The 10,922-nt window shown below is 68.3% G+C and carries 9 protein-coding genes and 3 pseudogenes; 3 read left to right on the top strand and 9 right to left on the bottom strand.

From position 1 onward, the window contains the following. Positions 1 to 109: 109 nt before the first annotated feature. Positions 110 to 826 (top strand): hypothetical protein, encoded by a 717-nt coding sequence (locus AVL59_RS39800; protein WP_079147219.1) that lies wholly within the window; start codon positions 110 to 112, stop codon positions 824 to 826. A 130-nt stretch (positions 827 to 956) separates the two neighbouring features. Here AVL59_RS39800 and AVL59_RS39795 read toward each other — a convergent pair. The 5 genes and pseudogenes from AVL59_RS39795 to AVL59_RS39780 form a co-directional block, all read right to left on the bottom strand. Further along, positions 957 to 1,514: pseudogene (locus AVL59_RS39795) on the bottom strand (hypothetical protein); the annotation flags it as partial. A gap of 121 nt (positions 1,515 to 1,635) precedes the next feature. Further along, entirely contained in the window at positions 1,636 to 2,487 is an 852-nt protein-coding gene (locus tag AVL59_RS56215; RefSeq protein ID WP_335743762.1) for a group II intron reverse transcriptase, read from the bottom strand. 176 nt (positions 2,488 to 2,663) lie between these two features. After that, a pseudogene (locus AVL59_RS56210) lies at positions 2,664 to 3,398 on the bottom strand (reverse transcriptase N-terminal domain-containing protein); the annotation flags it as partial. A gap of 644 nt (positions 3,399 to 4,042) precedes the next feature. After that, positions 4,043 to 4,342 (bottom strand): annotated as a pseudogene (locus AVL59_RS39785) (hypothetical protein); the annotation flags it as partial. Between the two features lie 33 nt (positions 4,343 to 4,375). After that, positions 4,376 to 4,783 (bottom strand): ATP-binding protein, encoded by a 408-nt coding sequence (locus tag AVL59_RS39780; protein ID WP_067314280.1) that lies wholly within the window; start codon positions 4,781 to 4,783, stop codon positions 4,376 to 4,378. 207 nt (positions 4,784 to 4,990) lie between these two features. Between AVL59_RS39780 and AVL59_RS39775 the strand changes: the two genes are divergently transcribed. Further along, complete coding sequence (locus AVL59_RS39775; RefSeq protein WP_067314278.1) at positions 4,991 to 5,842, top strand: helix-turn-helix domain-containing protein; 852 nt, start codon at positions 4,991 to 4,993, stop codon at positions 5,840 to 5,842. A gap of 8 nt (positions 5,843 to 5,850) precedes the next feature. Then, entirely contained in the window at positions 5,851 to 6,054 is a 204-nt protein-coding gene (locus AVL59_RS49940; RefSeq protein WP_372450371.1) for a DUF397 domain-containing protein, read from the top strand. Here the strand turns inward: AVL59_RS49940 and AVL59_RS39770 are convergent. Genes AVL59_RS39770 through AVL59_RS39755 form a run of 4 tightly spaced genes read right to left on the bottom strand, consistent with a single transcriptional unit; the run spans position 6,051 to position 10,919 of the window. After that, entirely contained in the window at positions 6,051 to 6,977 is a 927-nt protein-coding gene (locus tag AVL59_RS39770; RefSeq protein WP_067314277.1) for a dihydrodipicolinate synthase family protein, read from the bottom strand. The two genes, AVL59_RS49940 and AVL59_RS39770, sit on opposite strands and share 4 nt — an antisense overlap. After that, positions 6,974 to 7,993: an oligopeptide/dipeptide ABC transporter ATP-binding protein gene (locus AVL59_RS39765; protein ID WP_067314274.1), complete on the bottom strand. Its 1,020-nt coding sequence runs from the start codon at positions 7,991 to 7,993 to the stop codon at positions 6,974 to 6,976. The genes AVL59_RS39770 and AVL59_RS39765 overlap by 4 nt, the downstream gene beginning before the upstream one ends. After that, on the bottom strand, positions 7,990 to 9,963 hold the full coding sequence (locus tag AVL59_RS39760) for a dipeptide/oligopeptide/nickel ABC transporter permease/ATP-binding protein (protein WP_067314273.1): 1,974 nt from the start codon (positions 9,961 to 9,963) through the stop codon (positions 7,990 to 7,992). The genes AVL59_RS39765 and AVL59_RS39760 overlap by 4 nt, the downstream gene beginning before the upstream one ends. Beyond that, on the bottom strand, positions 9,963 to 10,919 hold the full coding sequence (locus tag AVL59_RS39755) for an ABC transporter permease (RefSeq protein WP_067314271.1): 957 nt from the start codon (positions 10,917 to 10,919) through the stop codon (positions 9,963 to 9,965). Before AVL59_RS39755 ends, AVL59_RS39760 begins: the two co-directional genes overlap by 1 nt. Positions 10,920 to 10,922 lie beyond the last annotated feature (3 nt).

Here is a 10,922-nt window from a genome sequence, read left to right as displayed (position 1 = left end):
GTGCAGGGCAGGATTCCTGCTGAGGAGGGCTACTTGGGCCCAGCAAAGCAGATCAGATGAGGCAGGAATAACCACGAAACTTTCGTTCGACGGCGACTGGCGCGCAACGGTGACGGACGACCCGCTGCACATCACCCCCCGCTTCACAGGCGACTCCGTGGATGTAATGCAGCACGTGGACGTGCAGGAGCGTGAGCGGTTCCTCGCGCGTACCTTCGGCAGCCAGGACCGGCTGTGGGACACTCCTGACCTCTTCCGGTTCGACCCGGACAGCCGGAAGCTGGTCGGTGCCGAACTCCAGATGCCGTACGTGTCCGCCGACGCTGAGACCTCCACCCGCCTTCCCTTCATGCCCCCCGTACGCCAGGGCGGGCTCCGCGCGGACGAGGTCCAGGACTTCCGGCATGAGACGTGCACGGTGCTGTGCCGCGCCCCCGGGGACGCCGTACTGATCTGTCTGCGCGACCTCGACGTCCTCGACGAGCCGCTGGAAGCGTGTATCGGCGTAGCCCCCGACGTGGCGCTCCTCGTCCAGCACGGCACCGTCGTCGGCTGGAGCCTCACCGATCCCGCGCGGTACCTGACCACCGCGTACACCGAACCCGACCCCAACCCGACGTCGCCCGCGACCCGTCGGATGCTCACCGAGTGCCTGGACCTGCTCACTGCACCGGTGGTCGACGACATGGTGGACGGCGAACCGCCCGCCCTGGCCCGGCTCCGGGCCGCCGACGAGTCCCTGCGCAACCAGCGCGAGGACCGGCACCGGGCCGACGCTCTGCTCACACTGATCGCCACACTGGTCGAGAACTACGGGAACTGGTGACGATCAGTTCTTCCGCTCCGCTGATACCCCTCGCTCAGAGCGCTGGGCGCCAGGCTCGCCGAGAGCGCAGGTTGGAGGACACGTCGACGGAGTGACGGTGTCCTACCGCGGCTCCCGTCCTCACCCCCCCGGCGAACAGCTCCGCTGAATCTGTCGCGTGCACGGCCCGCTGGGCCCAGACTTCCAGCTGGTCCAGTTCCGTGCACGCCTCCACCCGCTCGCGGACGGCGTCTGTCACCTGAATGCCGCGCCACTGAAGGATGTGGAGGACCATCTCGGCCTTGGCCTCGACCCGGCCCTGTTCCAGACCCTGCTCCAGGCCCTCTTCCAGTCCCTGCTCTCGGCCCTCCTCGCGCACTTGCTCTGCGAGCGGGTGTCGCCAGAAGTACTGGATCGCCGTCATCAGGTCCCTCCACATCTGCTTCGCCTGGGGCTCGGTCAGGCATGAGTCGACGAACTGCACGAAGACCGCGGCGCTGTCGGGGTCGATGGTCCCCAGGGCGGATGCCAGGGATTCCAGTATGGCGGCGGCCCCCGGGCCGCGCCCGTGTGTCATCGCCGAGAGCACCGCAAGGGGGATGTCCCGTTCTGCCTGTCGCTCGTCCGCGATCACCGGCACGTTGTCGGGACCGAGTACGAGTGGCCGTACCGTCAGGGAGTACCAGCCGGGGAAGCCGATTCGCAGCGGTACTTCTCGTAGAGTCGGGTAGCCGGGACCCATTGCTGGGCCCCGGCTCCCTCAGAACCGGACGTGCGGCTTTCACCGCATCCGGCTCAAGCAAGCCACGAGGGCTACGCGGAAGTGCAGTTCATGCGGTCCTTCTCCCATCTCCAGCGTGGTGCTGGCGATGGCATTCGGAGTGCACGAGACGGAGGTTCTTCCTTTCATTCGAGCCACCGTCTCGCCGGTAGGCGAAGTGGTGCTTGTGCAGCGCCTTCTTCGATGCCGCGAACCAGTTGATCCACTCTCGTGGACTGTCCGGTTCGTATTCGGCGCCGGCGATGAGCGGTTGCCGACAGAGCGGGCAGAGCCCTCTCTGCCTCACAGCCAGGACAAGACTCGTCTTGTCCATAGGGGGTGCCGCCTTCTTCCGACGGCGCTCCCGCCAGTAGTCCTGAAGGGAGGGGTCATCAGGCGATGCCGCACCCTGGACTACGTAGTGACGGATGATTTTCGTCCAGGAGAACTTCGGGAGGAAGGCGCCGCTGTCACGGTCCCCGAACACCCATCTGTCCTCTCTGACCGAGTGGAATCTGCCGGAGTACCGGGCCGCAACCCAGTGCCTTGACTTTCCGGGGTGACGACGTCTGGCCCATGTCCAGGTCAGCCGCCACATGTAGTTGTCCAGCGAGTTGAAGGTCTTGCTGGACGCCACCCCCCGGTAGTAGGCAGCCCAACCCCGAACAATGGGGACGAGCTTTTGCATGACGGCCTCCGCGTTGGCCCCTTTCAGGGCCTTCACTTCATGCCGCAGCCTCTCCCGGAGTCTCGCGCGGGCCGTAGCGCTTGGCTTGATGATCAGGCTTCCACATGTTCGCCGAATGGTGAATCCGAGAAAGTCAAAGCCCTTCGCGAGGTGGACGATCTGCGTCTTTTCCTCATTGAAGTGCAGTCCTCTCGGCTCCAGCCATTCTTCCAACCGTTGCTTGACCTGGCGCACTTCGGCTTCGCTGTGCCCGAGCACGACGAAGTCATCGGCGTATCTACCAGCACCGGGGTGCCCTCCACGGAGCGGGGCGCGCCGTTCGCGCGCTGTCTGTAGTGGCACCCTGCGGCCTGTTCCATCCCATGCAGAGCGATGTTCAGCAGTACGGGGCTGATCACTCCACCTTGAGGTGTCCCCTCGTCGGTCGGAGCGAACCGGCCCCTGTCGATCACGCCTGCCCTCAGCCAACCCTCGATGAGATCCCTGGCCGGGAACTGACCGAGCGAGGACATCAGATGGCCGTGGTCGATACGGTCGAACGCTGCTGACAGATCGGCATCCAGGACCCACAACCGCTTGGGAGACGTTCCCCGCGCGGTTACGTAGACCGCTCCAATGGCGTCCTGACAGCTTCGACCGGGCCGGAACCCGTACGACCTCGGTTCGAACCGTGCCTCCCACTCCGGCTCAAGCGCATTCTTCACGCGGGCCTGCGAGACCCGGTCACGGATGACCGGAATTCCCAGTGGGCGCTGCTTTCCATTGCTCTTCGGGATGAACACCCGCTTGACCGGCTTGGCCTTCCAGGGCTTGGACGACTGATGGATTTCAGCCGCCAATGTCCCTCGCGCTCGCGGCGTGAGGGCTCGTTCCCCGTCAATGCCTGCCGTCCTGCGGCCGTTACTCTGCTGCGTCACCCGCTTCACGCTCACCAGCGTGTTGCTGAGACTCCGCGGCATGAGTTTCTGCAGGTTCCGGACCTTCTTCCAGTCCTCTTCCCGCGTCGCCTTGAAGATCCTCTGCCGTAGACGCCGTACGTTTTCCTCGCACGAAGCCCAGTCGATGCTGTGCCAGTCGAAAGAGGTAGAAACGCCCTCCGGTCCGTTCACCAATGACACACAAGGACCGACCGGGGTCGGTTCCATCATTTCTGCCATTGGTGTCGAACTTGCCCTTCGGTTCCATTGCCATGTACAGGTCTCTTCAAAGGCTCACCTGATCCACGTGGGCGCCCTTTCGGGCCGGGCCACCCGGACCCGTATCCGACGAGTTATATCGGGAAGGCGAAGAATCTTCCCGGCTTTCCTCCGGCCTTTCGGCCTGTCGGCCTTCGCTTCTTGGATCATCCTGTTCCCGCCAGGGAGTTGAGCCTTCCTTACGGTCGACCTACCGGGTGTTCACCCGGACCCCGACGGGGTTTCCACGTTCCGCTCCATTGAGATGCGGCTGGGGAGGATGCTCCCTTTACCCCGGGATCGGCGGTACTCGCACTCTGGACATACCACCCCAGAGCTCGCCCGGTGCGTTTCAGCACCCGATCCATCTGACCGTCGCACGCATGCCACCGCAAGGCCTTACCTTTACGAGGCGTCAACGGGAGTTCACTTGCGTTCATCCGTCCAGCCTTCCCCTCGCCTGTGGCTCCCAGATGGCCAGGGCGCCCTTGGGCTTGAACGCTCAGCTTCACACCCCGCCGTTACCAGCGACGCATGTGAGCGCGGGGACCGGTCCGAGTACAGACCCAAAGTTCGCCCGTTTCAACTTCCCTTCACACAGGCTCACTTACTCAAACAGAGCGACATCGTGTCGCACGGTGGGAGAGGTAGTAGGGCCAGCTGCCCCGCTTGCGGTCGTCCACCTTTCCCTGCGACTCGACCACCAGCAGGTACGTGCCCTCGTCCGTCTCTGCCCGCAGCAGCGTGTCCACCCGCCGTTCGACCGGCTCGATCTTCGTGAGGTCCACGTTCAGCGCGGCGATCTCCCGTGGCTCGGGAAACGGCACCTGCAGGACACTCTGTAACGCGCGGGTCAACAGCGCCGGATCCTTCTGGAAGATCCGGTGCAGCGCCTCGTGCGACGAGCCGACCATCAGCTCTCCTTTCCGTACGACGTAATCAACGAGCTACGCGGCCGCAAGTTCGCACCACACATATTTCCCCCGGTTCCCGAACCGCGCCGACGGCTGCCAGCCCCACTGCTCCGCGCAGGCCACCACCAGCCCCAGACCCCGGCCCGCCTCCTCCAGCTCCCCTGCCCGCCCCAACGGTCGCGGTGGTTCCGGCGGTCCGGGATCCGTGTCCCACGCCCCGATCCACACCACCCCCTCCGCCGTCCGCCGCACCCTGAGCGCAGCCGGCCCTTTCGTATGCCGTACCGCGTTCGACACCAGCTCCGCCGCCAACAACTCCGCCGTATCCACCAACCCGGTCAACCCGTGCAGGGTCAGGATCAGACGCAGGGTGCGGCGACAGACCGTGACCGCTCTGAGGTCGTTGGGGATGTAGAGGGTGTAGTCCCAGGTTTCAGGCATGTGTCATCAACTCCGGTGGGATGAAGGGGGTTTCGTGCTCGGTGGCATTGCCGCAGCCGTCATGGCACGACGGAGCAGTGCGCTTCCGCTGCGTGTGCGTTGCGCCACCGACGGTAGGGCCACAATTTGGGACCGTGCAAGTAGCTGCCGTAATCTGCCCCTCGAACGAGGTGCCATTCCAGGAAAGTTGGCGGCGAGGAGGAAGATATGGCGCGGCGGAAACAGCCCACGGCACGCCAGACGCGCCTGGGTTCTGAGCTGCGGAAACTGCGCGAGGCCGCAGGGCTCAAAGGGCTCGATGCCGCCGCACTGCTCGGGACGGACTCGGCTCAGATCAGTCAGATCGAGTTCGGTACGGCGGGCGTGAGCGAGGAGCGTGTACGGCGACTCGCCGCCCAGTACTCCTGTACGGACGCCGAGTTGATCGAGGCGTTGGTGGCGATGGCGACTGACCGGACCCACGGCTGGTGGGAGGAGTATCGGGGTCTGCTGCCAACTTCGTTCCTGGATCTCGCCGAGTTGGAATACCACGCCTCGTACCGCCTCGACGTGGAGTTCCTGCACGTCCCGGGCCTGTTCCAGACGGATGACTACGCGCGCGCCATCTTTTCGTACCGGGTCCCCGAACTCCCCCAGAACGACCTTGAGATGCGCGTCCGCCATCGCATGGAACGCAAGGTCATCATCGAGGAGCCGACCTGTGTCCCGTACGAGGCGGTGATCCACGAGGCAGCCCTGCGTATCAGGGTCGGAGACCGGACCACCACACGCGCTCAGCTCAACCGCATTCTGGAGTTCTCTGAAGCGCCCCACATCAGCGTGCGAGTAATCCCGTTCGACCTGGACGGCTTCGCCGGAGCCACGAACGCCATGATGTACGTAGGTGGTGCCGTACCGAGGTTGGACACGGCGGTGCGCGACGCGCCTCAGGGCGCAGGGTTCATCGACTCCGAGGCCCAACTCGATGCGTTTCGAACGCTCTTCCGTAAAGTGGAGGCTGTGTCACTCGACCCCGAGCGGTCGCGTGACCTCATCCACAAGCTGGCGAAAGAGTTGTGAGGCACACCGTGGCCCGTGGCAACTGGCGGAGGTCGTCCTTCTCGGGAAGCGGCGACGGCAACAACTGTGTGGAAATCGCGGCCCGCCCCGCCCACATATCCATCCGAGACTCCAAGGCCCCGGCCAGAGCAACCCTCACCTTCCCGCCCGGAGCCTTTACCCCCTTCATAGAAGCCCTGAAGGAGACTCGCTCCACCCCCACCCGCCCCTAGAGCAACCCCGCCCCCGCCAGAAACTTCCCCACCTTCTCCACCTCGCCCCCCGACAACGGCACCTGCGGCTCCGCCGTCACCGGGCAGTCGATGATCCCCCGCAGATGCAGCGCCGCCTTGAACGCGCCGATCGCCGACGAGCTGCCGCCCATCCGCGCCGGATCCCCCACGCCGACCATGCCGAACAGCGCGCACAGCCGGTCCTGTTCGTCGCGTGCGCTCTGCCAATCGCCCGCCCGGGCGGCGCGGTAGAGGCGGACGTACCCGTGCGGATCGACGTTGCCGAGGCCCGGCACCACGCCGTCGGCGCCCAGTGCCAGCGCCGAGTCGACGAGCAGTTCGGAGCCGGTCAGTGCGCTGAAGCCGGCGTGGGCGCGGGCGCCGGTGACGACCTCCCGGAAGGCGGCCAGGTCCCCGCTGGAGTCCTTCAGCCCGGCGAGTACACCGTCGGCGGCGAGCCCCAGCACCACCTCGGTGGGGAGCTTGCTGTGCACGGCGGACGGGATGTCGTAGGCGATCACCGGGACCGGGCTCGCCGCCGCGATCCGGCGGAAGTGGTGGACGATCTCCGAGGGGTGGGTGCGGGCGTAGAAGGGGGCGGTGACGACGACGGCCTGGGCGCCCGCCGCGGTGACGGCGCGGACGTGGTCCAGGACGCGCGGGGTGGTCATGTCGATGGCCCCGGCGAGGACGGGCAGCTGACGGCCGATGTGGCCGACGACCGCCTCCACCACCTCGCGGCGCTGCCGGTCGGTCAGAAAGGCCGCCTCGGAGGTCGAGCCGAGCAGGAACAGCCCGTGCACCCCGCCCTCCACCAGGTGCTCGACCAGCCGGAGGAGCGAGGGCACGTCCACCTCGCGGTCCGGTGTCAGGGGCGTGCAGACGGGCGGGACGACACCGGTGAGCGGGGCGGGAAAGGTCATTCGGTGCTCCGGGGCAGGCTCTGGCGGACCAGATCGCGGGTCGACTGGTCCTCCTGCACAGGATGGTGGCAGCGGTAGCGGTGTCCGGGCTGCGACGCGGCCGAGAAGTCCGGCATCGAGCCCGCGCAGACCTCGTCGGCCTTCCAGCAACGGGTGCGGAAGGGGCAGCCGCTCGGCGGACGGGTCGCCGAGGGCACCGGGCCGGTCAGCGGGATCGGGTCGATGGGGTCCAGCAGGCCGGGGGTCGCGGAGAACAGGGCGCGGGTGTAGGGGTGGCGGGCCTGGTCGGTGACCCGGGCGGCCGGGGTCTCCTCAACGATCCGGCCCAAGTACATGGTGATCACCCGGTCGCTCATCCGCCGTACCGTCTGGATGTCGTGCGAGACGAACACCAGGGCCAGGCCGAGGCGTTCCTTCAGGTCCAGGAGGAGGTTGAGGATCTGGGCGCGGACCGAGACGTCCAGGGCGCTGGTCGGCTCGTCGGCGACGACGAGGCCCGGGTCCAGGGCCAGCGCGCGGGCGATGGCTACGCGCTGGCGCTGGCCGCCGGAGAGCTGACCGGGGAGTGCGTCGGTGAGGGCGCGGGGGAGACCGACCAGGCTCATCAACTCCCGTACGCGGTCATCCCGTTCGGCCCTGGTGCCGCGTCCGTGGACGTCCAGCGGGTCGCGCAGGATGCGGCGTACCGTCAGTCTGCGGTTCAGGGCGGTCGACGGGTCCTGGAAGATCATGCCGGTGCCCGCGCCGACCGTGGTCCGGCGTTCGGCCGGCGGCATCGACCACAGGTCACGGCCCCGGAACGACACCGTCCCGGAGGTCGGCCGCTGGATGCCCACCAGCACCCGTGCCAGCGTCGACTTCCCGCACCCGGACTCGCCGACCACTCCGACCGTCTCGCCCGGCGCGACGGCGAGACCGGCGCCGGTGAGGGCGTACACCCGGTCACGCGTGAACACACCGCCGCCGCGGGCCTTGTGGACGACATGGGCGTCCCGTACTTCCACGACAGCGGTCACGGAAGGGCCTCGCTTTCTGCCGACGTCAGCGATACCGCCGGGTGGTGACAGGCGGCCGTGTGCGTGGGGGTGCCCGCGAGGACGGGAGCCGTCGTGTGGCACACCTCGGTCGCCAGCGGGCAGCGGTCGGCGAAGCGGCAGCCCGCCGGGAAGTCGGCGGGGGACGGTACGACCCCCCTGATCTGCGTCATCCGTTCGTCGGCCGACTCCAGCGAGAGCACGCTGCCGAGCAGTCCGCGTGTGTAGTGGTGGGCCGGTGCCTCCGCCAGGTCGGCGGTCACGCCCGTCTCCACGATCTGGCCGCCGTACATCACCACCACCCGGTCGGTGACGTCGGCGATCAGTGCCAGGTCGTGCGAGACCAGGATCAGCGCGAAGCCCAGTTCCTCGCGCAGCCGCAGCAGCAGCTCCATCACCTGGGCCTGCACGGTGACGTCCAGGGCGGTGGTCGGCTCGTCGGCGACGATCAGCGCGGGGTCGCGGGAGAGGGCCATGGCGATCAGGACGCGCTGGCGCTGGCCGCCGGAGAGTTCGTGCGGGTAGCTGCGCAGGGTGCGCTCGGGGTCGAGGCCGACCAGCGAGAGGAGTTCGTGCGGGGTGCGGCGGCCGCCGCGGCGCACGAGCTGCTTGAGCTGGGCGCGGATGGTCATCGCCGGGTTCAGCGAGGACAGGGCGTCCTGGTAGACCATCGCCATCTCGTGGCCGAGCAGCCGGCGCCGTACCCGCATCGGCTCGGCGAGCAGGTCCCGCTGGTGGAAGCGGATCTGGCCGCGCACCCGGGCGCCCTGGGGCTGCAGGCCCATGACGGCGAGCGCGGTCAGCGACTTGCCGCAGCCCGACTCGCCCACCAGGCCCAGCACCTCGCCGGGGTGCACCTCGAAGCTGACGCCGGCCACGATGTCCACGCCCCGGTGCCGGTCCGGGAAGCCGATGGCGAGGTTCTCCACCGCGAGCACCGGCTGCCCGCCACGGTCATGAGGGGGGCGGGCCCGTGCGCGCAGCCGCCGGGCGGCGTCGGCCAGGCCGGGCAGCGGGAGCACCTCGCCGGTGCGGGGCTCCGGCGCCTGCAGACGGTCCTCGGGCACCTCCACCTCGCGGGCGGCCGGGACGGCCCAGGCGTCCGAGACGCCCTCGGAGAGGATGTTCAGGGACAGGACGGTCAGCAGCATCAGCAGTCCGGGGAACACGGTCGCCCACCAGCCGCCGGTCAGCACCATGTTCTTGCCGTCGGCGATGACACTGCCCCAGGAGGGGTCCGGGGGCCGCACGCCCGCGCCGATGAAGGACAGCGACGCCTCGAAGACGATGGCCTCGGCGACCTGGACCGTGCAGAACACCAGCACCGGGGCGGCGCAGTTGACGGCCACGTGCCGCAGCACGATGTGCGGGGTGCGGGCGCCGATCACGCGTTCCGCGGTGACGTAGTCCTCGCCGTACTGGTCGAGGACGTTGGCCCGCACCACCCGGGCGACCGGCGGGGTGAACAGGAAGGCGATCGCACAGATCAGTACGGTGATCCCGCCGCCGAAGACGGCGACCAGCACGGCCGCCAGCGCGATGCCCGGGAACGCCATGACCACGTCCAGGCAGCGCATCAGCGTCTCGTCCACACCCTTGCGGGAGGTGGCCGCCAGTGCCCCGATCAGCGCGCCCACGACCAGTGCCAGCGCGGTCGCGCCGAGCCCGATCGCCAGCGACCAGCGGGCGCCGTACATCAGCCGGCTCAGGATGTCCCGGCCGAGGCTGTCCTGGCCCATCCAGTGACCGGCCGACGGGCGCCCGGTGCCGTCGACCGGGTCCTGCTGGTCGAGCGGGTCGTGCGGGGCGAGCACCGGCGCGAGTACGGCGACCAGGACGACCAGGGCCAGGAAGCAGACGGCGGCCTTCGACAGCGGCGGCAGTCGGCGCCAGCCGCGCAGCCGGACGCCGGGCCGGGAGAGCCGCTCGGTGAGGCTCGCGCGCGTGACCATCAGGCCGCCCTCAGACGTGGGTTGACGAGCAGATAGAGGATGTCGATGACGAGGTTGACGACGACGAACCCGGTGGCCGTGGTGAGGACCACCCCCTGCACCACCGCCGGGTCACCGTTCTGCACGGCGTCGATCATCAGCTTGCCCATGCCGGGCAGCGAGAAGATCGTCTCGATGACGACCGCGCCGCCGAGGAGATAGCCGACGCGCAGGCCGAGCACGGTCAGCGGGTTGACGAGCGCGTTGCGCAGCACGTTCCGGCCGACGACCACCCAGGGCGGCAGCCCGCTGCCGATCGCGGTGCGCACATAGTCCTTGTCCAGCTCCTCCACCACGGACGTGCGCACGATCCGGGTCAGCTGGGCGGCCACCGGCAGGGACAGTGCGAACGCGGGCAGGGCCATGGTCTTCAGCCAGCCGGTGAAGGAGTCGGCCGGGTTGATGTAGCCGCCGGTCGGGAACCAGCCCCGGTCCACCGCCAGGTACTGGATCATCAGCAGCGCCAGCCAGAACCCGGGTGCGGCGACTCCGACGAGGGAGACGACCCTGATGACCTGGTCCGGCAGCCGGTCCCGGTGGACGGCGGCGGTGACGCCACCCGCCAGCGCCAGCACCACCGCGATGCCGAGGCCGAGGAAGGTCAGCTGGAGGGTGAGTGGCAGCGCGGTGGTGACCTGGTCGACGACCGGCGCCCGGGTCAGGGCGCTGGTGCCCAGGTCGCCGTGGAGCAGGTCGCCCACGAAATGGACGTAGCGCACCGGGAGCGGGTCCAGCAGGCCGTTGCGCTCCCGGAAGTCGTGCAGCTGCCGCGGGGTCGGGTTCGCGCCCTGGAAGAACGCGGACGCTGGGTCGACGTCGGAGAACCGCATCACCAGGAACACGAACAGCACGATCCCGAGCAGCAGCGGCACGAGCAGGGCGATACGGCGCAGCAGGATCCGTACGACGGCCGTCATACC

Origin of the sequence: Streptomyces griseochromogenes, from assembly GCF_001542625.1 — a bacterium.
In the GTDB taxonomy this organism is placed as follows: Bacteria; Actinomycetota; Actinomycetes; order Streptomycetales; family Streptomycetaceae; genus Streptomyces; species Streptomyces griseochromogenes.
This window is presented reverse-complemented; position numbering and strand designations above follow the sequence as displayed.